24 protein-coding genes and 1 tRNA gene are annotated in these 24035 nt (G+C 63.9%); 15 read left to right on the top strand and 10 right to left on the bottom strand.

All coding sequences use genetic code 11. The annotated features are described in order from the left end of the window. Nucleotides 1-80: 80 nt before the first annotated feature. The 7 genes from AWB66_RS12165 to AWB66_RS12135 all read right to left on the bottom strand — a co-directional run bounded on the left by AWB66_RS12165 (nt 81) and on the right by AWB66_RS12135 (nt 5207). Entirely contained in the window at nt 81-743 is a 663-nt protein-coding gene (locus AWB66_RS12165; RefSeq protein ID WP_235021094.1) for a diacylglycerol kinase, read from the bottom strand. Next, nucleotides 740-1771 carry a glycosyltransferase family 4 protein gene (locus tag AWB66_RS12160; protein WP_087630550.1) on the bottom strand — a complete coding sequence of 344 codons (1032 nt, stop codon included), beginning with the start codon at nt 1769-1771 and terminating at the stop codon, nt 740-742. The genes AWB66_RS12165 and AWB66_RS12160 overlap by 4 nt, the downstream gene beginning before the upstream one ends. Before the next feature lie 72 nt (nt 1772-1843). Further along, nucleotides 1844-2800, bottom strand: a complete 957-nt coding sequence (locus tag AWB66_RS12155) for a UDP-2,3-diacylglucosamine diphosphatase (RefSeq protein WP_087630549.1) — start codon at nt 2798-2800, stop codon at nt 1844-1846. Between the two features lie 102 nt (nt 2801-2902). Beyond that, on the bottom strand, nt 2903-3418 hold the full coding sequence (locus tag AWB66_RS12150; protein ID WP_087630548.1) for an RDD family protein: 516 nt from the start codon (nt 3416-3418) through the stop codon (nt 2903-2905). Nucleotides 3419-3423: 5 nt separating this feature from the next. Beyond that, the gene (locus tag AWB66_RS12145) at nt 3424-4188 is read right to left on the bottom strand and encodes a DUF3106 domain-containing protein (RefSeq protein WP_087630547.1); all 765 of its coding nucleotides are present in this window, start codon (nt 4186-4188) and stop codon (nt 3424-3426) included. A gap of 18 nt (nt 4189-4206) precedes the next feature. Further along, nucleotides 4207-4647: a DUF3619 family protein gene (locus AWB66_RS12140; protein ID WP_087630546.1), complete on the bottom strand. Its 441-nt coding sequence runs from the start codon at nt 4645-4647 to the stop codon at nt 4207-4209. Beyond that, on the bottom strand, nt 4644-5207 hold the full coding sequence (locus tag AWB66_RS12135) for an RNA polymerase sigma factor (protein WP_087630545.1): 564 nt from the start codon (nt 5205-5207) through the stop codon (nt 4644-4646). The genes AWB66_RS12140 and AWB66_RS12135 overlap by 4 nt, the downstream gene beginning before the upstream one ends. A 386-nt stretch (nt 5208-5593) precedes the next feature. Here AWB66_RS12135 and AWB66_RS12130 point away from each other — a divergent pair, with 386 nt between their 5' ends. The 6 genes from AWB66_RS12130 to AWB66_RS12105 all read left to right on the top strand — a co-directional run bounded on the left by AWB66_RS12130 (nt 5594) and on the right by AWB66_RS12105 (nt 12591). Continuing rightward, the gene (locus AWB66_RS12130) at nt 5594-7357 is read left to right on the top strand and encodes an acetolactate synthase 3 catalytic subunit (protein ID WP_087630544.1); all 1764 of its coding nucleotides are present in this window, start codon (nt 5594-5596) and stop codon (nt 7355-7357) included. 114 nt (nt 7358-7471) lie between these two features. After that, nucleotides 7472-7963 carry an acetolactate synthase small subunit gene (gene ilvN / locus AWB66_RS12125; RefSeq protein WP_035939651.1) on the top strand — a complete coding sequence of 164 codons (492 nt, stop codon included), beginning with the start codon at nt 7472-7474 and terminating at the stop codon, nt 7961-7963. Nucleotides 7964-8030: 67 nt separating this feature from the next. Next, complete coding sequence (gene ilvC, locus AWB66_RS12120; protein ID WP_087630543.1) at nt 8031-9047, top strand: ketol-acid reductoisomerase; 1017 nt, start codon at nt 8031-8033, stop codon at nt 9045-9047. Nucleotides 9048-9151: 104 nt separating this feature from the next. Beyond that, nucleotides 9152-9796 (top strand): phosphatidylserine decarboxylase, encoded by a 645-nt coding sequence (locus AWB66_RS12115; protein ID WP_087630542.1) that lies wholly within the window; start codon nt 9152-9154, stop codon nt 9794-9796. A gap of 45 nt (nt 9797-9841) precedes the next feature. Beyond that, on the top strand, nt 9842-10708 hold the full coding sequence (gene pssA, locus AWB66_RS12110) for a CDP-diacylglycerol--serine O-phosphatidyltransferase (protein ID WP_087630541.1): 867 nt from the start codon (nt 9842-9844) through the stop codon (nt 10706-10708). A gap of 341 nt (nt 10709-11049) precedes the next feature. Next, nucleotides 11050-12591: a 2-isopropylmalate synthase gene (locus tag AWB66_RS12105; RefSeq protein WP_087630540.1), complete on the top strand. Its 1542-nt coding sequence runs from the start codon at nt 11050-11052 to the stop codon at nt 12589-12591. Nucleotides 12592-12666: 75 nt separating this feature from the next. Here the strand turns inward: AWB66_RS12105 and AWB66_RS12100 are convergent, their stop codons facing one another. The 3 genes from AWB66_RS12100 to AWB66_RS12090 form a co-directional block, all read right to left on the bottom strand. Next, nucleotides 12667-14235 carry a SulP family inorganic anion transporter gene (locus tag AWB66_RS12100; RefSeq protein WP_087630539.1) on the bottom strand — a complete coding sequence of 523 codons (1569 nt, stop codon included), beginning with the start codon at nt 14233-14235 and terminating at the stop codon, nt 12667-12669. A gap of 78 nt (nt 14236-14313) precedes the next feature. Continuing rightward, entirely contained in the window at nt 14314-14961 is a 648-nt protein-coding gene (locus AWB66_RS12095) for a carbonic anhydrase (RefSeq protein WP_087630538.1), read from the bottom strand. A gap of 212 nt (nt 14962-15173) precedes the next feature. Beyond that, on the bottom strand, nt 15174-15695 hold the full coding sequence (locus tag AWB66_RS12090) for a hypothetical protein (protein WP_087630537.1): 522 nt from the start codon (nt 15693-15695) through the stop codon (nt 15174-15176). Nucleotides 15696-15937: 242 nt separating this feature from the next. Between AWB66_RS12090 and AWB66_RS12085 the strand changes: the two genes are divergently transcribed. The 9 genes from AWB66_RS12085 to AWB66_RS12045 all read left to right on the top strand — a co-directional run bounded on the left by AWB66_RS12085 (nt 15938) and on the right by AWB66_RS12045 (nt 24032). After that, complete coding sequence (locus AWB66_RS12085; RefSeq protein ID WP_087630536.1) at nt 15938-17251, top strand: branched-chain amino acid ABC transporter substrate-binding protein; 1314 nt, start codon at nt 15938-15940, stop codon at nt 17249-17251. Nucleotides 17252-17448: 197 nt separating this feature from the next. Continuing rightward, complete coding sequence (rpsO, locus tag AWB66_RS12080) at nt 17449-17718, top strand: 30S ribosomal protein S15 (protein ID WP_087630535.1); 270 nt, start codon at nt 17449-17451, stop codon at nt 17716-17718. 322 nt (nt 17719-18040) lie between these two features. Then, nucleotides 18041-20179, top strand: a complete 2139-nt coding sequence (pnp, locus tag AWB66_RS12075; RefSeq protein ID WP_087630534.1) for a polyribonucleotide nucleotidyltransferase — start codon at nt 18041-18043, stop codon at nt 20177-20179. 157 nt (nt 20180-20336) lie between these two features. Further along, the gene (locus tag AWB66_RS12070) at nt 20337-21362 is read left to right on the top strand and encodes an NAD(P)H-quinone oxidoreductase (RefSeq protein ID WP_087630533.1); all 1026 of its coding nucleotides are present in this window, start codon (nt 20337-20339) and stop codon (nt 21360-21362) included. Between the two features lie 162 nt (nt 21363-21524). After that, the gene (tpiA, locus tag AWB66_RS12065) at nt 21525-22298 is read left to right on the top strand and encodes a triose-phosphate isomerase (protein WP_087630532.1); all 774 of its coding nucleotides are present in this window, start codon (nt 21525-21527) and stop codon (nt 22296-22298) included. A gap of 83 nt (nt 22299-22381) precedes the next feature. Beyond that, on the top strand, nt 22382-22747 hold the full coding sequence (gene secG, locus AWB66_RS12060; protein ID WP_087630531.1) for a preprotein translocase subunit SecG: 366 nt from the start codon (nt 22382-22384) through the stop codon (nt 22745-22747). Nucleotides 22748-22873: 126 nt separating this feature from the next. Continuing rightward, nucleotides 22874-22958: transfer RNA gene (locus AWB66_RS12055), tRNA-Leu, on the top strand. A 173-nt stretch (nt 22959-23131) separates the two neighbouring features. Beyond that, the gene (locus AWB66_RS12050; protein WP_062637281.1) at nt 23132-23491 is read left to right on the top strand and encodes an NADH-quinone oxidoreductase subunit A; all 360 of its coding nucleotides are present in this window, start codon (nt 23132-23134) and stop codon (nt 23489-23491) included. A gap of 61 nt (nt 23492-23552) precedes the next feature. Beyond that, on the top strand, nt 23553-24032 hold the full coding sequence (locus tag AWB66_RS12045) for a NuoB/complex I 20 kDa subunit family protein (protein WP_006052903.1): 480 nt from the start codon (nt 23553-23555) through the stop codon (nt 24030-24032). Nucleotides 24033-24035 lie beyond the last annotated feature (3 nt).

Genomic DNA, 24035 nt, shown 5'->3' with positions numbered 1-24035 from the left:
CCTATTTTTGAGAATATCGGACGATTATAAACCGGTCGTTCGGCACGACGGATGCGGCGCGCGATTCGTTCGAAGCGCGTTTATGAGATGCGCGTGAGCCAATGCCAGACGACAGGCGAGACCACGGGCCCGACGATCAGCGCCCAGGTCATCACGCACACGGCGAGCGCGAGCAGGACGGCCGCGCTGCCGAAGTCCTTCGCGCGTTTCGAGAGTTCGTGGCGCTCGAGCGAGATGCGGTCGATGGCGGCTTCGACGCTCGAATTCAGCAGTTCGACGATCAGCACGAGGAGCACGGAGGCGAGGAGCGCGGCGCGCTCGACCGGCGCGACGGGAACGACGATGCCGCACGGCACGAGGATCGCGGCGAGCGTGAGTTCCTGGCGAAACGCGCTTTCTTCGCGGATCGCCACGCGGATGCCGGCGATCGAATTTTTCAACGCATGCCACGCGCGCGTGAGTCCGCGATTGCCCTTGTACGGATTGAAGGGCAGCGGGGCGAGCGGATCGTCGGGGGAGAGCGGTTCGGGGCGCTCGCCGTCCGGCGTGTCGCGTTCGGGTTCGTCTTGTTCGAAGGGTTCGCGCATGGCGCCGATGGTAGCGCGGTTGGCGCCTTTCGCTCGATCGATGCCGCGCGATCGGTGAACCGGCGCCACCGCGGCCGCCGCGTCGCGGTCCGTCTCGCCGCGCACGCGGGCTTCGTTCGCCGACGCGGCCGACGCCGCCGACGCGCGCCGCGTCATGCGGTCGCCCGATGGGTGCTCGGCTCGCGCGGGCCGAGCGGCTTCAGGTGCGACGCGAACTGCTCCGATGCCGTGCGCCACGAAAAGCGCTCGGCCCAGGCGCGCGCATCGGCGCGTTCGATTTTCAGCGCCTGCAGGCACGCTTCGCGCAGGTCGTCGTCGAGGGCGCCGGGGCCGTCGGTGCCGAGCACGTCGATCGGTCCCGTCACGGGATAAGCCGCGACCGGCGTGCCGCATGCCATCGCTTCGAGCAGCACGAGGCCGAACGTGTCGGTGCGGCTCGGGAACACGAAGACGTCGGCGGCGGCGTAGACCTTCGCCAGTTCCGGCTGCGACAGCACGCCGAGATAGTTGACGCTCGCATAGCGCGACTTCAGTTCGGCGAGTGCCGGACCTTCGCCCGCGACCCACTTCGAGCCGGGCAGGTCGAGTTTCAGGAACGCCTCGACGTTCTTCTCGACCGCCACGCGCCCCACGTACAGGAAGATCGGCCGCGCGGAGTTCAGCACCTTCGAGTCCATCGGCCGGAAGATGTCGAGATCGACGCCGCGCGTCCACAGCACGACATTGGTAAAGCCGTGCGCTTCGAGATCGCGCTTGACGACGGGCGTCGGCGCCATCACCGCCTGCGAGCGCTTGTGGAACCAGTGCAGGAAGCGGTAGGTCAGCGTGAGCGGAATGCCGAAACGCGCGTTCACGTACTCAGGAAAGCGGGTGTGATAAGCGGTCGTGAACGGCAACCGGTGACGGATCGCATACGCGCGCGCGGCCATGCCGAGCGGACCTTCCGTTGCGATGTGGAGCGCATCGGGCGCAAATTCCGCGATGCGTCGCGCGACCCGGCGGCCCGGCATCAGCGAAAGGCGGATTTCCGGATAGGTCGGGCAGGGGATGGTCTTGAATTCGAGCGGCGTCAGCAATTCCACGCGATGCCCGAGGGCGGTCAGCTCGCGCGTCGTGTTCTTCAGCGTGCGGACGACGCCGTTGACCTGCGGTTCCCATGCATCGGTGACGATCATGATCTTCATCGTATTCGGCCCAGGTGGTGAGGCTGCGGTGCGGCTTCGGTGAAGCTGCGGCGGCGCGGTTTCCGGCGTTTGTCAGGCAGTCGCGCGGGCTTTCACCGCGATTTCTTCCGGCGATCGCATGACGGTCCAGTAGACGATCTTCAGTTCACCGTCGAGCGTCTCGACGAGCGCCGAGAGACTCTCGACCCAGTCGCCGTCGTTGCAGTAGAGAACGCCGTCGATGTCGCGGATCTCCGCCTTGTGGATGTGCCCGCAGACGACGCCGTCGCAGCCGCGCCGGCGCGCTTCGTCGGTCATCACGCGCTCGAACTGCGAGATGAAGTTGACTGCGTTCTTGACCTGGTGCTTGAGGTACTGCGAGAGCGACCAGTAGTTCAGGCCGAGCCGCGTGCGCGCGCGGTTGAACCAGCGGTTGAGTAGCAGGATCAGCGTATAGAGCGTGTCGCCGAGATAGGCGAGCCACTTCGCGTGCTGGATGACGCCGTCGAAGAGATCGCCGTGCACGATCCACAGGCGCTTGCCCGCGAGCGTCGTGTGAAAGGCTTCGCCGCGCACGTGGATGTCGCCGAACGCGAGATCGCAGAACTGGCGCGCGGCTTCATCGTGATTGCCGGGGATATAGACGACCTGCGTGCCTTTTCTCGCCTTGCGCAGGATCTTCTGCACGACGTCGTTGTGCGCCTGCGGCCAGAACCAGCCTTTGCGAAGCTGCCAGCCGTCGATGATGTCGCCGACGAGATACAGGTATTCGGACTCGTGATGCCGCAGGAAATCGAGCAGATACGGCGCCTGGCAGCCGCCCGAGCCGAGATGGATGTCGGACAGCCAGATCGTGCGGTAGCGTTGCGGGGTGTCGGCGGAGTCGGATTCGTGCGCGCTGTCGGCGAGGTGGCCGTCGAGGCGCTCGGGCTCAGGCGGGATCGGGTTGGCGGGCGGATTCGCGTTGGGAAGAAACGCGAGCGGCGCGCTCAGGTCCGGCTGGCGCAGGCGGAATGTCGCGGACGATTGGGATGCCGGCTTGAATGTCATGCGCTCGCGCGTCGGGTTGTAGTACGCGCATTGCGCCAGAGGGGCGTGACTCCGGCATGACAGTCATGAGAAGTTCTTATTACCGCGCGAGCGGCGGCGTGTTCAGCGTGCCGCCGTCACCGCGACGATCCGTGTGCCCGCGAGACGGTCGTGCAGGAACTGCCGCGCCGGATCGAGCCAGACGGCCGCGGCCCACAGCGCCACCCACACGCCGAAGACGACGAGCGTCTGCGGCACCGCGAGCCCGAAGAGCGGATGGAGCGCGAGCGGCGGCAGGAACCAGAGCCACGCGAGCACATAGCGCGCGAGGGCGCGCATCGGCCGGACGGGTTCGCCGCGCGCGTCGACCACTTTGAGCCGCCAGGTTTTCATCGGCAGGGTCTGGCCGCCGTGGGTCCAGGACCAGACGAAATACACCGCGAGCACGATGCCGATCCACGACATCAGCACGTTGTGATGCGTGAGGCCGTTGCGTTGCTGAGTGAGCGTGCTGAACAAATATCCAGCGATGAACACGATGCCGAACAGGATCACGCCTTCGTAGATCATCGTCGCGAGGCGGCGGCGCAGGGCAGGCGCGCGCATCGTCGGGACGGCGGGGGCATCCGGTGCGCGCATGCGGCTCACGAACCGTTGAAGACGGACGGCGCCTGCTGCGGCGACACCGGAATCGGCGTCGCCGGGACGAAGCTGCCGGTGCCCGGAACCGGCGGGGTGAGCGGCTGGAGCGCCGGCTGACCGGCGGCGCCCGCCGCGCCGGACGCGTGTTCCTGGAGCTGGGCGAGATGGCCCTGCTCGCGCGCCGTCACGATGCGGTTGATGTCCTTCAACTCGGTCTTGCCGGACGGCGGCGCGCTGACGATGTTCGGCCGGCGCGCGCGTTCGGTGGCGGCGAGTTTTTTCTTCTGCTCTTCGGAGAGTTTCTGGTACGCATCCCACGCACTTTCGCGCTTTTCGAGCGGCACCGACTTGGAAACCTGATAATTCTCGCGCGCGACCTTGCGCTGATCGGGCGTCATGCGCACCCATTCGGCCATGCGCTGATGCAGGCGCTTTTGCGCTTCAGGCGACATCTTGTGATAACGCGATGCGATCTTGAGCCACTTTTGCTTGCGCTCGTCGCTGAACTGGTCCCACTGCTCGGCGAAGGGCGCGAGCGCCGCGTGCTGCGCCTCGGTCAGCCGGTTCCACGCGAGCGGACTCGACGACGACAACGCCGACAGCGGCAGCAGCCCGGCGGAAGAACCGGCGCTCACTGGGTTCGGCGCGGCGGCGCTGGCGTTCGGGGAGAGCGTGGGCGAGTAGAAGCGCGGATACGTCGCGGCGAACGCGACCACGCCCGCAATCGCGCATCCGAAAACAATCGCGAGACCGCGCTTGTAACTCACCCGGAAACTCCTGCTGTCTTAGTGATTGCGCGTCAGGTACGCGTTGAAACCGTGATCGAGATAGGCGTCGAGCGGCAGGTTGTCGCTCAGCATGGCGGCGTCGATGTCGGCGAGTTCGGCGGTGCGCTCCTGGTCTTCCCAATAAGCGATGCCGGCAAGGCCGATGACCAGCGCGAGGAGCGGCCAGGCCAGGCCGAAGCGGCCAACGCGCGCAAACCGGCCGCGCGGCTCGCCGGCTTCGGGCGCGCCGAACTGTCCGCCCGCGGCGCCCGCGAGCGTCGGCGCGAACACGGGCGCCGAGACGGCGACTTTCTCGGACTTCTTGCGCGCGATTGCAGCGCGACGCGCGGCCGCGAGGCGGTCGACGGCAGCGGCGGGCAGGCCCGACGTGGTTTCGTCGAGCGCCCGGACGACCTTGCGCGCGAATTCGTTTTCCTTCGATTCAAGAGCGGAGCTCATAGCGTGATCCCTTTCGCCTTCAGTGCGTGAGCCAGCGCGTGCGTGGCCCGCGAGCAATGCGTTTTGACGCTGCCCTCGGAGCAGCCCATTGCAGCGGCGGTTTCGGCGACATCCATATCTTCCCAGTAACGCATGAGAAAGGCTTCCCGTTGACGAGCCGGTAATTTCTGGATTTCCGCGTCGATCAGGTTGAGCACCTGTTCACGCTCGAGCTTGTTTTCGCTGCTTTCCGCGGCGACCGAGCCTTCCTGGGATTCGAAGGTTTCGAGCGGGTCGAATTCGTCGTCGTCGGCGTTGCCGAAGGACGAGAAGAGACTCACCCACGTATTGCGCACCTTCTGGCGGCGAAAGTAGTCGTGCGTCGCATTCTGGAGGATACGCTGAAACAAAAGCGGAAGCTCCGCCGGAGGACGGTCGCCGTATTTTTCGGCGAGCTTGATCATCGCTTCCTGAACGATGTCGAGCGCCGCGTCGTCGTCGCGCACGGTGTAGACGGTCTGCTTGAACGCGCGTCTTTCGACGCCCGCCAGAAAATCGGCGAGTTCCTTGTCTGATGCCATCCGCGGGGCCGGCGCAGCGAGTGTGCGTCGTAAGGGTTATGAGATTTTGAGAAACCTGCGGATGCTAGCAAACTTTTGCTCGCCCCGATAGAAACGCATTGCCGTATTCTCTAGAAAGACCGGTCGTGCGTAACGGCCTGCGCCAGTGGAATGTCGCGCGAAGCGGCGCTGTAGAAGGCCCGTGCGCCCGCTGATCGGTCACTTTTCGCTTGACCCCGACGACGCGTCGGGCTATCGTTTCCGACTCGCATCATAAAGTGAATGTCTAATTTGAGGCGAGCCCAAGAAGCACGCCTGTCAAACCAAGACGCGCCGCTTGAACCCGAGCCACAAGCCCGGCAGAGAGCACCCGATCAATTTTTTGCCGAAAATTCGAAAGGTGATTAATGAATATGCCCAGCGCGGAATTCTCCACGTCGGATACGACCCCCTCGCACGACTCTGAATCCATCGGCGGCACCGTGCTCATGCGCGCGCTGGCGGACGAGAACGTCGAGTTCATCTGGGGCTATCCCGGCGGCTCGGTACTTTATATCTACGACGAGCTGTACAAGCAGGACCAGATCCAGCACATCCTCGTGCGCCACGAGCAGGCCGCGGTTCATGCCGCCGACGCCTACGCGCGCTCGACCGGCAACGTCGGCGTGTGTCTCGTGACTTCCGGCCCCGGCGTCACCAATGCGGTGACGGGCATCGCCACCGCCTATATGGATTCGATCCCGATGGTCGTGATCAGCGGCCAGGTGCCGACTGCCGCGATCGGTCTGGATGCGTTCCAGGAGTGCGATACGGTCGGCATCACGCGTCCGTGCGTGAAGCACAACTTCCTCGTGAAGGACGTGCGCGATCTCGCCGCCACCGTCAAGAAAGCGTTCTACATTGCCCGCACCGGCCGTCCCGGTCCGGTGCTGATCGACATTCCGAAGGACGTGTCGAAGGCGCCGTGCAAGTACGAACCGCTGAAGTCGGTCTCGCTGCGCTCGTACAACCCGGTCACGAAGGGCCACTCGGGCCAGATTCGCAAGGCGGTGCAACTGCTCCTGTCGGCGAAGCGCCCGTACATCTACACGGGCGGCGGCATCATCCTCGCCGACGCATCGCGCGAACTGAACCAGTTCGTCGACCTGCTCGGCTATCCGGTCACCAACACGCTAATGGGTCTCGGCGGCTACCGTGCGAGCGACAAGAAGTTCCTCGGCATGCTCGGCATGCACGGCACGTATGAAGCCAACATGGCGATGCAGAACTGCGACGTGCTGATCGCCATCGGCGCGCGCTTCGACGACCGCGTGATCGGCGACCCGAAGCATTTCGCGTCGTCGCCGCGCAAGATCATCCATATCGACGTCGATCCGTCGTCCATTTCCAAGCGCGTGAAGGTGGATATCCCGATCGTCGGCGACGTGAAGGAAGTGCTGAAGGAACTGCTTGAGCAGCTCCAGACCGCCGACCACGGCCCCGACACGAAGGCGCTCGCCGACTGGTGGAAGGACATCGAAGCGTGGCGCTCGAAAGACTGCCTCGCGTACGACCGCGCGAGCGAGATCATCAAGCCGCAGTACGTGGTGGAAAAGGCGTGGGAACTGACGGACGGCAACGCGTTCGTCTGCTCGGACGTCGGCCAGCACCAGATGTGGGCGGCGCAGTTCTATCGCTTCAACAAGCCGCGCCGCTGGATCAACTCGGGCGGCCTCGGCACGATGGGCTTCGGCCTGCCGGCGGCGATGGGCGTGAAGATGGCGCATCCGGACGACGAAGTGCTCTGCATCACGGGCGAAGGCTCGATCCAGATGTGCATCCAGGAACTCTCGACGTGCAAGCAGTACAACACGCCCGTCAAGATCATCTCGCTCAACAACCGCTACCTGGGCATGGTGCGCCAGTGGCAGCAGATCGAATACAAGAAGCGCTATTCGAGTTCCTACATGGATGCGCTGCCCGATTTCGTGAAGCTTGCCGAAGCGTACGGCCACGTCGGCATTCGCATCGAGAAGACGGCCGACGTCGAGCCCGCGCTGAAGGAAGCGCTGCGTCTGAAGGATCGCACGGTATTTCTCGACTTCCAGACCGATCCCACCGAAAACGTATTTCCGATGGTCCAGGCAGGCAAGGGCATCACGGAAATGCTGCTCGGATCGGAAGATCTGTAAAGGTGGCTGGCCGCTGAAAGGCTCGCGCGCGCACGTTCTCACGAAGGACGCTCGCGGCGCGCAAGCCGGACCCGGCCACGCTCATTCACTGGATAAATCGGGAACGCTGACATCATGAAACACATCATCTCCGTGCTGCTCGAAAACGAACCGGGCGCGTTATCGCGCGTCGTCGGGCTCTTTTCCGCGCGCGGCTACAACATTGAAACCTTAACGGTGGCGCCGACCGAAGACAGTTCGCTGTCGCGGCTCACCATCGTTTCCATTGGCTCGGACGACGTGATCGAACAGATCACGAAGCACCTGAACCGCCTGATCGAGGTGGTGAAAGTGGTCGACCTGACAGAGGGCGCCCACATCGAGCGAGAGCTGATGCTGATCAAGGTTCGCGCGGTCGGCAAGGAACGCGAGGAAATGAAGCGGATGGCGGACATTTTCCGCGGCCGCATCATCGACGTGACCGAGAAGACCTACACGATGGAACTGACGGGCGCGAGCGACAAACTCGATGCGTTCATTCAGGGCCTCGACGCCACGGCGATCCTGGAAACGGTTCGCACGGGCAGTTCCGGCATCGGCCGGGGCGAGCGCATCCTGAAGGTTTAGGCGCCGCCAGCAGTTCCACGCACATCAAGACACACCAATTCAACGAATCACGACTCAAGGAACCACCATGAAAGTTTTCTACGACAAGGACGCCGACCTCTCCCTCATCAAGGGCAAGCAAGTCACGATCATCGGTTATGGCTCGCAAGGCCATGCGCACGCGCTGAACCTGAAGGAAAGCGGCGTGAAGGTGACGGTCGGCCTGCGTAAAGGCGGCGCATCGTGGAGCAAGGCCGAGAACGCCGGCCTGACCGTCAAGGAAGTGGCGGAAGCGGTGAAGGGCGCCGACGTCGTGATGATGCTGCTGCCGGACGAGCAGATCGCCGAGGTGTACAAGAACGAAGTGCACGCGAACGCCAAGGAAGGCGCGGCGCTCGCCTTCGCGCACGGCTTCAACGTGCACTACGGCCAGGTGGTCCCGCGCGCCGACCTCGACGTGATCATGATCGCGCCGAAGGCCCCGGGCCACACGGTTCGCGGCACGTACACGCAAGGCGGCGGCGTGCCGCACCTGATCGCGGTCGCGCAGGACAAGTCGGGCTCGGCACGCGACGTCGCGCTGTCGTACGCGGCGGCGAACGGCGGCGGCCGTGCCGGCATCATCGAAACGAATTTCCGCGAAGAAACCGAAACCGACCTCTTCGGCGAGCAGGCCGTGCTGTGCGGCGGTACGGTCGACCTGATCAAGGCCGGCTTCGAAACGCTCGTGGAAGCGGGCTACGCGCCGGAAATGGCGTACTTCGAGTGCCTGCACGAACTGAAGCTGATCGTCGACCTGATCTACGAAGGCGGCATCGCGAACATGAACTACTCGATCTCGAACAACGCCGAGTATGGCGAGTACGTGACGGGTCCGCGCATCGTGACGGAAGAAACGAAGAAGGCGATGAAGGCCGTGCTGAAGGACATCCAGACGGGCGAGTACGCGAAGAGCTTCATCATCGAGAACCGCGCCGGCGCGCCGACGCTGCAATCGCGCCGCCGCCTGACGAGCGAGCATCAGATCGAGCAGGTCGGTTCGAAGCTCCGCGCGATGATGCCGTGGATCGCGAAGAACAAGCTGGTCGATCAGTCGAAGAACTAAGCTTGCCGCTTTAAGCAGTCGCTGTACCGAAGAGCCGTCCGGGCGTCGCTGACACCGGACGGCTTTTGCTATCCTATGGCTTTACAAAAACTCAGAACATATCCATGAACTATCCACATCCGATCATTGCCCGCGAAGGCTGGCCGTTCATCGCCATTGCGGTCGTCGTCGCGCTGCTGGTCCAGGCGCTCGGCGGCTTCGGTTTCGCCTGGCTCTTCTGGCTGATCGTGATCTTCGTCGTGCAGTTCTTCCGCGATCCGCAGCGCCCGATCCCGACGCAGGCCAACGCCGTGTTGTGTCCGGCCGACGGCCGCATCGTCGCCGTGGAAACCGCGCACGATCCGTACGCGGGCCGCGAAGCGCTCAAGATCAGCGTGTTCATGAATGTGTTCAACGTGCACTCGCAGCGTTCGCCCGTCGACGGCGCGATCAGCAAGGTCGAATACTTCCCGGGCGCGTACCTGAACGCCGCCGTGGATAAAGCCTCCACCGAAAACGAGCGCAATGCCATCGTGATCCAGACCGCGGCGGGGCATACGGTGACGTCGGTGCAGATCGCCGGGCTGATCGCGCGGCGCATTTTGTGCTACGTGCATGTCGGCGAACCGCTCACGCGCGGCCAGCGCTACGGCTTCATCCGTTTCGGCTCGCGCGTCGACGTGTACCTGCCGGTGGGAAGTCGTCCGCGCGTGTCGATTGGTGAAAAAGTGTCGGCGTCGTCGACGATCCTCGCCGAATTCGCCGAATAATTCGTTGATTAAGCAGTTCAAACGAGCGGCATAACGGAGAACTCGATGGCGGCATTCAAACCGCGCCGTACCCGAATGAACGGAGCGCCTCCGCGGGCGTTTCGTCGCAACAAGTCTTCGCAGGACGTCGGCGTCGTGGAGACGCGCCGCGCACAACGCCAGCAGTTCCTGAGAAAGCGCGGCATTTATCTGTTGCCGAATGCATTCACCACGGCCGCGCTCTTTTGCGGCTTCTTCGCCGTCGTGCAGGCGATGAACGTGCGCTTCGAGATCGCGGCCATCGCGATCTTCGTCGCCATGGTGCTCGACGGCATGGATGGCCGCGTCGCGCGCATGACGCACACGCAAAGCGCGTTCGGCGAGCAGTTCGACAGCCTGTCGGACATGGTGTCGTTCGGCGTCGCGCCCGCGCTCGTGATGTACGAATGGGTGCTGAAGGACCTCGGGCGCTGGGGCTGGCTCGCGGCTTTCGTGTACTGCTCGGGCGCCGCGCTGCGGCTCGCGCGCTTCAATACGAACGTCGGCGTCGTCGACAAGCGCTATTTCCAGGGCCTGCCGAGCCCGGCCGCGGCGGCGCTGATCGCGGGTTTCGTCTGGCTCGCGACCGACAACCGCGTGCCGCTCAAGCTCGTGTGGCTGCCGTGGGTGGCCTTCGCGCTGACGATCTACGCGGGCGTGACGATGGTGTCGAACGCGCCGTTCTACAGCGGCAAGGCGCTCGACGTGCGCTATCGCGTGCCGTTCGCGGGCGTGCTGCTCGTGGTGGTGGCGTTCGTGCTGGTCTCGTCCGATCCGCCGCTGATGCTCTTCGGCCTCTTCGTGCTGTACGGTTTCTCCGGTTACGCGTGGTGGGGCTACATGGCGATGCGCGGCCGGCCGAATCCGGCGCGCAGTTCGCAGCGCGATCATTGATATGAAACGAAGGCGGCTAATCTCAGCCGCCTTTTTTCTAGGGCGCGCCGCGATCCGAAGCCTGCAAAGCCGATCGCCCCGATCGGAAAGCCCAATTGCACGCATTCGGAAATCTCGCTATAGTCTCCCGATGAACTTTTTCACGTTCCCCTTCTCGTCTCTTCTAGCTGGTGCGCCGCTATGCGCGCTATCGCTACTAGCGCGCCTACCGCGCTAATCCGTCTCGCCTCCCGTCTGCTCGTTCGTGGTTTTCGACGCCAGCGGTGGCGCGGACACCCGAATTCCGTTTAGTTTTTCCCCCACCGTTTCCAAAAATCCAGAAACTCCCATCGGAGGCCGACATGGCAGACAAGCTGATCATTTTCGACACGACCTTGCGTGACGGCGAACAATCGCCCGGCGCGTCGATGACCAAGGAAGAGAAAATCCGCATCGCGAAGCAGCTAGAGCGCATGAAGGTCGACGTGATCGAGGCGGGCTTTGCCGCGAGCTCGAACGGCGACTTCGACGCGATCCAGACGATCGCCTCGCTCGTCAAGGACAGCACGGTCTGCTCGCTCGCCCGGGCGAACGACAAGGACATCCAGCGCGCCGCCGATGCGTTGAAGCCCGCCAACCAGTTCCGCATCCACACGTTCATCGCGACTTCCGCGCTGCACATGGAGAAGAAGCTGCGCATGACGCCGGAGCAGGTCTACGAACAGGCGCGGCTCGCGGTGCGTTTCGCGCGCAAGTTCACCGACGACGTCGAGTTCTCGCCGGAAGACGGCAGCCGCTCGGATCTCGACTTTCTCTGCCGCGTGCTCGAAGCCGTGATCGACGAGGGCGCGCGCACGATCAACATCACCGATACGGTCGGCTATGGCGTGCCTGAGATGTACGGCCAGCTCGTCAAGACGCTGCGCGAGCGCATTCCGAATTCCGACAAGGCCATCTTTTCCGTGCACTGCCACGACGATCTCGGCCTCGCGGTCGCGAATTCGCTCGCGGGCGTGCAGATCGGCGGCGCGCGGCAGGTCGAATGCACGATCAACGGCCTCGGCGAGCGCGCGGGCAACACGTCGCTCGAAGAGATCGTGATGGCGGTGAAGACGCGCAAGGATTATTTCGGCCTCGACGTCGGGATCGACACGACGCAGATCGTGCCGACCTCCAAGCTCGTTTCCCAGATCACCGGTTTCGTCGTGCAGCCGAACAAGGCGGTGGTCGGCGCGAACGCGTTCGCGCACGCGTCGGGCATCCACCAGGACGGCGTGCTGAAGGCGCGCGACACCTACGAAATCATGCGCGCGGAAGACGTGGGCTGGAGCACGAACAAGATCGTGCTCGGCAAGCTGTCGGGCCGCAACGCGTTCAAGCAGCGCCTCGAAGAACTCGGCGTGACGATGCAATCGGAAGGCGACGTGAACTCGGCGTTCGCGCGCTTCAAGGAACTCGCGGACCGCAAGTCCGAAATCTTCGACGAAGACATCATGTCGATCGTCTCGGAAGAATCGGCTGAAGCGCAGGCGAAGGAGCATTTCCGCTTCGTGTCGATGGCGCAGCGTTCCGAGACCGGCGAAGAGCCGCAGGCGCGCGTGGTGTTCGCGGTCGACGGCGCCGAAGTAACCGGCGAGTCGCGCGGCAACGGGCCCGTCGATGCGACGCTGCATGCGATCGAATCGAAGGTCGAAAGCGGCGCGGAACTCGTGCTGTACTCGGTCAACGCGATCACGACCGGCACGCAGGCGCAGGGCGAAGTGACGGTGCGGCTCTCGAAGAGCGGCCGGATCGTGAACGGCGTCGGCACCGATCCGGACATCGTCGCGGCTTCCGCGAAGGCGTATATCGCCGCGCTCAACAAGCTCCATTCGAAAGTCGAGAAGCTCAACCCGCAGCTTTGATCAGACTTTGCCGGCGGCGCCGATCGCGTCGCCGGGCACGCACCGCAAGCCCTCGCCAGAAGCGAGGGCTTTTTTTCACTCCGCCGCGGACCGCCTCGAAAACAGCAGCCGTTCGCGCATCGACGGCCGCTCGCGCGCCGCGCGCTCCAGTTGCCGGCACTCGACGTGAATGCCGCGCGCCGGCGCATCGTCCACGAACTTGTCGATCAGTTCGCGCACGTCGGGATCGATGAAATCGGCGCGCGTCGCGTCGACGATCACGGTCGCGCGATCCGGAATCTGCCGCAGATGGTGTTTCAGCGCGACCTTGCCGATAAACGACACGTCCTTGCGAAACGACAGTAGGAAGTGATCGTCGTGCTGGGCGATCGTGATCGGACGTTGCAGGTTCGCGTGCACCGCGAGCGCGATGCTGCACGCGATGCCGAGCAGGATGCCGATCAGAAGATCGGTCAGCAGGACGCCGGCGATCGTCACGATGAACGGCGCAAAGCGCTCGAAACCTTGTTTGGCGACCGCCGCGAACAGCGAAGGCTTCGCGAGCTTCAGTCCGGTGAAGATCAGGATCGCGGCGAGACACCCGAGCGGAATCAGGTTGATGACGCTCGCGAGCGCGAACACGCTGGCGAGCAGCAGCACGCCATGCACGAACGCCGACCAGCGGCTCTGCGCGCCCGCGTGAACGTTTGCGGAGCTGCGCACGATGACGGAGGTGATCGGCAGACCGCCCAGCGCGCCCGCCACCATGTTGCCGATGCCCTGCGCCTTCAGTTCGCGGTCGGGATGGGCGGCGCGCTTTTTCGGATCGATCTGTTCGACCGCTTCGAGGCTCAGCAGCGTTTCGAGGCTCGCGACGATCGCGAGCGTCATCGCCAGACGCCAGACGTCGGGGTTCGCGAGCTGCGCGAAGTTGGGCCATTCGAGCGCATTCGAGAGCGCGGCGAACGACGCGATCGACGGCAACGCGACGCGCAGTTCTGCGCCCGGCGCGATGCCCGGCGCGACGAAATCGAGCAACAGCGTCGCGCCGATGCCGAGCATCACGACGGCGAGCGGCGCGGGAATCGCTCGCACGAGCGCGAAGCGCCGCATCGCGCGGGTGTCCCAGCCGGCGAGAAGCGCGAGCGACGCCAGGGCGATCGCGCATGCCGCGACCGACATCGCGCCGAACGGTGTGTCGATCATGCCCGGGCCGTTTGCCGCGACGCTCGCGCCCTCGTTGGCAAAACCGGCGGCGAGCGGAATCTGCTTGATGATCAGCAACAGGCCGATGGCCGCGAGCATCCCCTTGATGACCGACGAGGGCACGTAGGCCGCGAAGCGCCCGGCCTTGAGCATTCCGAAGCCGAATTGCAGCGCGCCCGAGAGCAGCACGGCGAGCAGGAACGCGGAAAAGCTGCCGAGCCGCGCGATGCCGTCGACGACGATCACGATCAGCCCGGCGGCCGGCCCGCTCACGCTCAGGTGCGAGCCGCTCAGCAGCGCGACGACCAGCCCGCCGATGATGCCGGACAGCAGGCCCGCGAACGGCTCGACGCCCGACGCATTCGCGATGCCGAGACACAGCGGCATCGCGACCAGAAAGACGACGGTGCCGGCGAACATGTCGCGCGGAAAAGTGGCGAAGATTTGTCTTGGGTTCATGTTTTTGAGGTGCGAGTTGAGCCCTGCAGCGTCTTGCGACGCCGCATTGCAGGTGGCTGGGTTCGGTTGGAGCGGCGCTTAGCGGCCGGCGGTTTCGAGGACGGCTTCGGGTGCGTGTGCGGGCGCGGGATCGTCGCCGCGATGGCCCGAGGCGAGCACCTTGATGCGCCCGTCGTGCAGGCCGTAGATCCAGCCATGCACGCGCGGCGGCGTCGCGGCGTCGCGCACGAGCGGCGTCGCCCGCAATGCGCGCACTTGTTCGAGCACGCTCAGTTCGGCGAGACGATTCACGCGGGCGTCGGAATCGGCGACGCCGTCGAGTTCGTCGCGATGCACGCGGGCGAGGGCGCACAGCGGCGCGATGCGGCGGTTCACGTGCGGCAGATCGGGCGACGGCGGCAGGAGCGAAGCGCGCACGCCGCCGCAGCCGTAGTGCCCGCAAACGATTACGTCGTCGACCTGCAAAACGCGCACGGCGTATTCGAGGACGCTCATCACGTTGTCGTCGGCGGCGCAGAAAAGGTTCGCGATGTTGCGGTGAACGAAAAGATCGCCGGGGTTGGCGTGGGTGATGGTTTCGGCGGGCACACGGCTGTCCGAGCAGCCGATCCACAGGACTCGCGGACTCTGTCCTTGCGTGAGGCGCGGGAAGAACTCGGCATCGCTGTCGGCGGTTTCAGACGCCCAGGCGATGTTTTCGACAAGCATGCGTTTGAGACGATTCATCGATGTGACTCCGGGAACGGTTCGCAGAGGCGCGCGCCATGCACCGCGCTGGCGCAGCCATCTCGATATCGCCGCGCGTCGTTGCAGCGCAGCGGAAACCTTACGAAACACTTTCGCAGGAAAAGTTCACATTCGTCTACAGATAAAAAAATGCCGCCTTGTCGAGGCGGCTTTCTGCGAGGTCGCCATGAAGGCGGAGTTAAGCGCGAGCTTCAGAACATGTTGCGCCGGTCGGGGTCGTGCAGCGGATCGGGCGTCTTTTGCGTCAGCCGGAGAATGCCCTGATCGTCGAAATAGAAGCTGTACATCATGTACCAGACGTTGGCTTCCATATACCGATAAGTCCAGACTTCACGCTTCATCAGCGGGAAATACGACGTTTCCACCGGCCGGCCGAAATTGACGAGCACGTCTTTCTTGGTCCAGGTGCCGATTTCGGCCTTGTAGAACTCGTTGGCGTCGAGCACCTGGCGCACGCTGACGATCTTCCCGGCGGCGTCGATATCGGCGGCGGTCGTGACTTCGCCGAGCGGCTGGGTCGGCCACATCAGGCGCTTGCCGCCGTCGGGCAGATCGTAGGTTTCGCGCGGCGGGCCGAGGCGGGCGGTGATAGTCGATACGTCGGCGCCCGTCTGGTAGTTCTGCCACGGCTGCGCGCACGCCGAAAGCAGGAGCGCGAGCCCGGCGAGCGCGGCGCCGGCGGCTGCGCGGCCGCGGATGAGTTTGAGCGACATGGAGGCCTCCGGAAGCTTTTATGTCCCGGCGCGGGCGCCGGGTTTCCCTGGTGTTGCAAGGATTTTGACACGCGCGGGGAAAAAACATCCTGCCGGGCGCGCGATTTCCGGGCGCAAGCCGCGCATTGTCGCGGGCTGGGCGCTCTGCGCTGCCAGCCGGAGGATGCATCGCGCTTGCGCGCCGCGCGCGAGGCGGCCTATGATCCGCGCTCTCATCGGAACGAATTGGCGGCGGGGCGACGATGTCGGACGCGGGAAAACAACACGGATTGACGGGATGGCGGCTCGGACGCCGCTGGCTGCGGCTCGCGACGGCGGCGTGCATCGCGTGGTCGATGGCGGCGGCGGCCGTCGCGGCACAAGGCGCGCCGATTCGCATCGCGATGATCGAGGGCATGTCGGGCCCGTTCGCGAACGCGGGCGCGGCGGTCGAGCGCAACCTGCGCTTCGGCGTCGAGCGCGTGAATGCGCAAGGCGGCGTGAAGCTCGCCGACGGCGCGCATCCGCTGCAACTCGTCGTGCTCGACGGCAAGGGCAGCAGCGAGGCGAGCCTCGTGCAACTGCGCGCGGCGATCGACCAGAAGATCGGCTTCGTCATGCAGGGCAACAGTTCGGCGGTGGCGGCGGCGCTCGTCGCGGCGATCGACAAGCAGAACGCGCGGGAACCGGATGCGCGCGTCGTCTTCCTGAATTATTCCGCCGACGATCCCGCGCTCACCAACGCGTCGTGCAGCTTCTGGCATTTCCGCTTCGACGCGCACGCCGGCATGCGCATGGACGCGCTCGCGGACGTGATCCGCGACGACCGGTCGGTGAAAAAGGTCTATCTGCTGAATCAGGACTACAGCTTCGGCCACGACGTCAGCCGCGAGGCGGCGCGCGCGCTGAAGGAACGGCGTCCGGACATCGCGATCGCTGGCGACGAATTCCATCCGATCGGCCGCGTGAAGGATTTCGCGCCCTATATCGCGAAGATCCGCGCCAGCGGCGCGGACGCGGTCGTGACCGGCAACTGGGGCAACGACCTGACTTTGCTCGTCAAGGCCGCGCGCGAGCAGGGGCTGAATACGAAGTTCTACACGTTCTACGGCAACAGCCTGGGCGCGCCCGCGGCGCTCGGCGACGCGGGCGTGAAGCGGGTAGTGGCGGTGGCGGATTGGCATCCGAATGTGGGCGGGGCGGCGTCGGACGCTTACTACGCGGCGTTCCGCGCGCGCTATCCGTCAGCCGGCGACGACTATCTCGTGCTACGCATGCCGCTCATGATCGAGATGCTGACGCAAGCCATGACGCGCGCCGGCCGCGCCGATCCGACCGCGGTAGCGCGCGCGCTCGAGGGAATGAAGTTCGACAACGGTTTCCACGCATCCACGATGCGCGCGCAGGATCATCAGCTGATCCAGCCCCTTTACGTGATGGAAATGGATCGCGCGGGCGCGCCCGGCGTGCATGTCGACAACGAGGGCTCGGGTTACGGTTTTCGCACGCTGCTCGCGCTCCCGGCGAACGCGACGGCCCAGCCCAGTTCCTGCGACATGGCGCGCCCGGCGCGCTAGTCCGTTCGGACAGGTCTCAACGCCCGGGTGGGCTGTGCTATAATTCGCGCTTCGTTTTGGGGAGGTCCGTCGTGAAAGTGACGAACTGAAACCGCCGGAAACCGTCCGAAGCGAAACAATCGTCGAACAATTCGTGGCAGTAACCCACGGCACGGCCTTTCTTCCGTGACCGCCTGTCTGTTTTAAAGGAAAAGCAAATGTCCGCAGCACAAGTCAAGAAGTCCGACGTCGTCGCAGAATACGCGCGCGCCGCCAACGACACCGGTTCGCCCGAAGTGCAAGTCGCACTGCTGACGACCCGTATCAACGAACTGACCCTGCACTTCAAGGCTCACACGAAGGATCACCACAGCCGCCGCGGTCTGCTGCGCATGGTGAGCCGTCGCCGTAAGCTGCTCGACTACCTGAAGGGCAAAGACGCAGACCGTTATCGCTCGCTGATCGAAAAGCTGGGCCTGCGCAAGTAATTGGCAACAAGCGGCCAGCGTTCCATCGAAGTGCCTGTGTCAGTCCGCTGATACAGGCATTTTGTTTTTGAACGGCTACTGGCCGGCACGTGTTTCAAACGCATCATCTGTGAAATCCGGGTCCTCGAGCGACCCGACATCCGGCCCGGGCCTCGCGGCAGAGCTTTGTGTCATTCCAGCGCGTCATGCGCATCGCGTGTCGTGTTGCGTTGGAATGGCATAACACACCTCTTTTTGCGCGGTTCGGCCGTCGCCTGGCTTAGCGCCATCCGGTCGGCTCATGTCGATCGGGCGGCGCGGCGTAACGAACAAGGAGTGACTCATGTTCAATAAAATCGTCAAAGAATTTAAGTGGGGACAACACAACGTCCGCCTGGAAACAGGTGAGATCGCGCGCCAGGCAAGCGGCGCGGTGATTGTCGACATCGAAGATACCGTCGTGCTCGCGACCGTCGTCGGCGCGAAGACGGCGAAGCCGGGACAGGATTTCTTCCCGCTGACCGTCGATTACCTCGAAAAGACCTATGCCGCCGGCAAGATCCCGGGCGGCTTTTTCCGCCGCGAAGGCCGTCCGTCGGAAGGCGAGACGCTGATCTCGCGCCTGATCGACCGCCCGCTGCGCCCGCTTTTTCCCGAAGGCTACTATAACGAAGTGCAGGTCGTGATCCACGTCCTGTCGCTGAATCCGGACATTCCCGCCGACATTCCCGCGCTGATCGGCGCGTCGGCCGCGCTCGCCGTGTCCGGCCTGCCGTTCAACGGTCCGGTCGGCGCCGCGCGCGTCGCGTACATCAACAATGAATACGTGTTGAACCCGACGCGCCCGCAGATGAAGGAATCGGCGCTCGACCTGATCGTCGCCGGCACCGAGCGCGCCGTGCTAATGGTGGAATCGGAAGCGCAGCAACTGTCCGAAGAAGTGATGCTCGGCGGCGTCGTGTTCGGCCACGAGCAGATGCAGACGGCCATCGACGCGATCCACGAACTCGTGCGCGACGGCGGCAAGCCGGAATGGGACTGGACGCCGGCGCCGAAGAACGAAGCGCTGATCGCCCGCGTGACGGAAATCGCCCAGGGCGAACTGCTCGCGGCTTACCAGCTGCGCAACAAGCAGGCGCGTTCCACGAAGCTGAAGGAAGTGTACGCCGCGACCTCCGCCGCGCTCGAGCAGGATGCCGCGGCATCGGGCACGGTCGCCGCCGACAAGGCGACGGTCGGCAACGTGCTGTTCGACATCGAAGCGAAAATCGTTCGTTCGCAGATCCTGAACGGCGAGCCGCGTATCGACGGCCGCGACACCCGCACGGTGCGCCCGATCGAAATCCGCACGGGCGTTCTGCCGCGCACGCACGGTTCGGCGCTCTTCACGCGCGGCGAAACGCAGGCGCTGGTGGTCGCGACGCTCGGCACGAAGGGCGACGAGCAGAACATCGACGCGCTCGAAGGCGAGTACCGCGAGCGCTTCATGCTTCACTACAACATGCCGCCGTTCGCGACCGGCGAAACGGGCCGCGTCGGTTCGCCGAAGCGCCGTGAAATCGGCCACGGCCGTCTCGCCAAGCGCGCGCTCGCCGCGTGCCTTCCGTCCGCCGACGAATTCGGCTACTCGATCCGCGTCGTGTCGGAAATCACGGAATCGAACGGGTCTTCGTCGATGGCGTCGGTCTGCGGCGGCTGTCTCGCGCTGATGGACGCGGGCGTGCCGATGAAGGCGCACGTCGCGGGCATCGCGATGGGCCTGATCCTCGAAGGCAACAAGTTCGCGGTTCTGACCGACATCCTCGGCGACGAAGATCACCTCGGCGACATGGACTTCAAGGTGGCCGGCACGGCACAAGGCGTGACCGCGCTGCAGATGGACATCAAGATCCAGGGCATCACGAAGGAAATCATGCAGGTCGCGCTCGCGCAGGCGAAGGAAGGCCGCATGCACATCCTCGGCAAGATGACCACGGCGGTTCCTGGCACGAACACGGTGCTGTCGGATTACGCGCCGCGCATGATCACGATCAAGATCAACCCCGAAAAGATCCGCGACGTGATCGGCAAGGGCGGTTCGGTGATCCGCGCGCTGACGGAAGAAACCAACACGACGATCGACATTTCGGATGACGGCGTCGTGACCATCGCGAGCACGAGCAGCGAAGGCATGGCCGAAGCGAAGAAGCGCATCGAGAACATCACGGCCGAAGTGGAAGTCGGACAGATTTACGAAGGTCCCGTGCTGAAGCTGCTGGATTTCGGCGCGATCGTGAACATCTTGCCGGGCAAGGACGGTCTGCTGCACATCTCGGAAATCGTCAACGAGCGTGTGAAGGACATCAACGACTACCTGAAGGAAGGCCAGGTCGTGCGCGTGAAGGTCATCCAGACGGACGAGAAGGGTCGCGTTCGTCTGTCGGCGAAGGCGCTGCTGAACGAAGGCGCCGCGCAAGCGGAACCGACGCAGCCGCAGCACTGATGCGGTAATGTTTCGACGGCCGGTCGCGTTTCGCGAACCGGCCGTTTTTTTGGCCTCTTTTTGCGTGACTCGATGGCAGTGTGGATTAAGCTTGGCTTGAGTCCGCAGTTCCATCCGGTTAAGAAACCACCGACGAATCCGACCTCAGGGGAAGCAGATGAAGGCGATCGAAATCACTGAATTTGGCGCACCCGACGTATTGAAACCGGGCGAGCGCCCGATGCCCGCGCCTAAGGCGGGCGAGGTGCTGATCAAGGTCGCGGCCTCCGGCGTGAACCGGCCCGATGTGTTTCAGCGCAAGGGTGGCTATGCGCCGCCGCCGGGCGCGTCGGATCTGCCGGGGCTCGAAGTGGCGGGCGAAATCGTCGATGCGGGCGAGGACGCGTTCGATCCGAAACACAATCCGTTTGGCCTGAAGAAGGGCGATCGCGTCTGCGCGTTGCTCGCGGGCGGCGGCTATGCGGAATACGCGGTTGCGCCGACCGAGCAATGCCTGCCGGCGCCGAAGGGTCTCACGGACATCGAAGCGGCTTCGCTGCCGGAAACCTTCTTCACCGTGTGGAGCAACGTGTTCGAGCGCGCGCATCTCGGCTCGGGTGAAAACGGCGCCGAAGAGACGCTCCTGATCCAGGGCGGATCGAGCGGGATCGGCGTGACGGCGATCCAGATCGCGAAGGCGCTCGGTCATCGCGTGTTCGTGACGGCGGGCACCGACGAGAAATGCCGCGCGTGCGAGGCGCTCGGCGCCGAGCGGGCGATCAACTACAAGACCGAGGATTTCGTCGAAGTGGTGAAGTCGCTCACGAACGATCGCGGTGTCGACGTGATTCTCGACATGGTCGCGGGCGACTATCTGCCGCGCGAACTGAAGGCGCTCGCCGATGGCGGGCGCGTCTGCGTGATCGCGCTGCTCGGCGGCGCGAAGGCCGAAATCAACCTGAACGACGTGCTGCGCCGGCGCCTGGTGATCACCGGCTCGACGCTGCGTCCGCGCCCGGTCGCGTTCAAAGGCAAGATCGCGGCGCAACTGAAGGAGCGCGTCTGGCCGGAGATCGAGGCGGGGCGCATCAAACCGGTGATCCATCAGGTTTTTCCCGCCGATCAGGCCGCGGCGGCGCATGAGTTGATGGAAGGCAGCACGCATGTGGGCAAGATCATGCTCGACTGGACCCAGAGCGCTTAGGCGGCCGGCGAAAATCGTGCCGGTTTGACCGGGTTCGCCGCGACACAGTAAAATCGTGTGTTCTACAGGCGATTAGCGCGGCGTGCGGTCCTCGTCGGATTGGCGCGCAAACCGAAAACCATACCAAGAACGCAGCGGCGACGCTGTCGAGCGGCGAGACTTATGTCGAAACAACGAGCGAAATTGGTTGTCGGGAACTGGAAAATGCACGGCCGGCTTGCGCAGAATGGCGCGCTGCTGACCGAAGTGGCGTCGGGTGCGTCGGCATTGCAGAAGGGCGTGCGAGTCGGCGTGTGCGTGCCGTGTCCGTATTTGCCGCAGTCGCAGGCATTGTTGAGCGGATCGGTCGTCGCGTGGGGCGTGCAGGATGTGTCGGCTTACGCGACGGGCGCCTACACCGGTGAAGTCTCCGCGGAAATGGCCTCCGACTTTGGTGCGATGTACGCGATCGTCGGGCATTCGGAGCGTCGCGCGTATCATCGCGAGACCTCGGATCTCGTCGCGGTGAAGGCCCAGCGCGCGCTCGAAGCAGGACTGACGCCCATCGTGTGTGTCGGCGAGACGCTCGAGCAGCGTGAAACCGGCGTGACGGAACAGATCGTCGGCACGCAGCTCGAGGCAGTGTTGCTCGTGTTGTCCGACGAGCAAGTGGCCAAGATCGTGGTGGCGTACGAGCCGGTCTGGGCGATCGGCACGGGCAAGAGCGCGAGCGCCGACGAAGCGCAGGCCGTGCATGCGTTCATTCGCGCGAAGCTCGCGGAGAAGAGCGCATCGGCGGTCGACGTGCCGTTGCTCTACGGCGGCAGCGTGAAGCCGGACAATGCTCAGGAATTGTTCGCACAGCAGGATATCGACGGCGGGCTGATTGGCGGCGCGTCGTTGAAATCGAAGGATTTTCTGGCGATCTGCCAGGCGGCACAGGATGTGTCCAACTGAGTAAGCGCCGGCACAAGACGCGGGCATGCAGGAAGCGCGACGCATCGGTGTCGCGTCAACATTAAAGATCCAGGTGAGTGGAAATGCTGTATTTGAAGACTTTGATCATCGTCGTCCAGTTGTTGTCGGCGTTGGGCGTGATCGGCCTCGTGTTGTTGCAGCATGGCAAGGGCGCCGACATGGGCGCCGCGTTCGGTAGCGGCGCGTCGGGCAGCCTGTTCGGCGCAACCGGCTCGGCGAATTTTCTTTCCCGCACGACGGCCGTCCTCGCTGCCGTGTTCTTCATCTCGACGCTGGCACTGACCTACCTCGGCAGCTACAAGCCGCAAGCGTCAGCGGGCGTCCTGGGCGGCGCGGCGACGACGCCTGCTTCGGCTTCCATTGCGACTTCGGCACCGGCGTCGGCGCCTGTTGCTTCGTCGGCGCCGGGCGCGGACGTGCCGAAATAAGGCAAGAATAAATTTTTCGCTAAATTCGCTTTTCGTGCGTTGAACAATCCGAAGCACCAAGTTATAATTCAAGTCTTGAAGCGATTCGCAGCGATAACAAGTTGTTTTCCCGGATTGCAAGACAGTGCCGACGTGGTGAAATTGGTAGACACGCTATCTTGAGGGGGTAGTGGCGAAAGCTGTGCGAGTTCGAGTCTCGCCGTCGGCACCAAAGTTATCCAATGCCAGCCGCATGCATCGCTTCGGCTGGCATTGTCACTTCTGGAGTACGCTTACGATCTGATTGTGTTCGTGAGCGATCCGAAGCGAAATTCTCGACCGGGTGGTCTGTCCCGGCTGAAGCATTCGTATCAATCAACTGACCCAACCGATTTGAGGATAGCCTTGAACCTCGCACCCTATTACCCCGTCTTGTTGTTCCTCCTGGTGGGCACTGGTTTAGGCATAGCGTTGGTCAGCATCGGCAAGATCCTCGGTCCCAACAAGCCTGACACCGAAAAGAACGCACCGTACGAATGTGGCTTCGAAGCTTTCGAAGACGCGCGTATGAAATTCGATGTGCGTTACTATCTCGTCGCTATTCTGTTCATTATTTTCGACCTTGAAACCGCTTTCCTGTTCCCGTGGGGCGTTGCTCTGCGCGACATCGGGTGGCCGGGCTTCATGGCTATGATGATTTTTCTGCTCGAATTTTTGCTCGGCTTCGCCTACATCTGGAGAAAGGGCGGTCTCGACTGGGAATGACAGTTAAATCACCGGATTCATGGGCGGCTTTGGCTGGCTGCTCATCTGGAGTGGAAAGCAAATGAGTATCGAAGGGGTCTTGAAGGAAGGGTTTGTCACCACCACGGCTGACAAGCTGATCAACTGGACGCGCACCGGCTCCCTTTGGCCGATGACGTTCGGTCTCGCGTGCTGCGCGGTCGAGATGATGCATGCGGGCGCTGCCCGCTACGATCTGGACCGTTTTGGCGTCGTGTTTCGTCCGAGCCCGCGCCAGTCGGATGTGATGATCGTTGCCGGCACGCTGTGCAACAAGATGGCGCCCGCGCTGCGCAAGGTCTACGACCAGATGGCCGAGCCGCGCTGGGTCATCTCGATGGGCTCGTGCGCAAACGGCGGCGGCTACTATCACTATTCGTATTCCGTCGTGCGCGGTTGCGACCGGATCGTTCCGGTCGACGTCTACGTGCCGGGCTGTCCGCCGACGGCGGAAGCGCTGGTGTACGGCGTGATCCAGCTGCAAGCGAAGATTCGCCGCACGAATACCATCGCCCGTCAATAAGGC

The organism is Caballeronia telluris (assembly GCF_001544495.1).
Taxonomy (GTDB): domain Bacteria; phylum Pseudomonadota; class Gammaproteobacteria; order Burkholderiales; family Burkholderiaceae; genus Caballeronia; species Caballeronia telluris.
This window is presented reverse-complemented; position numbering and strand designations above follow the sequence as displayed.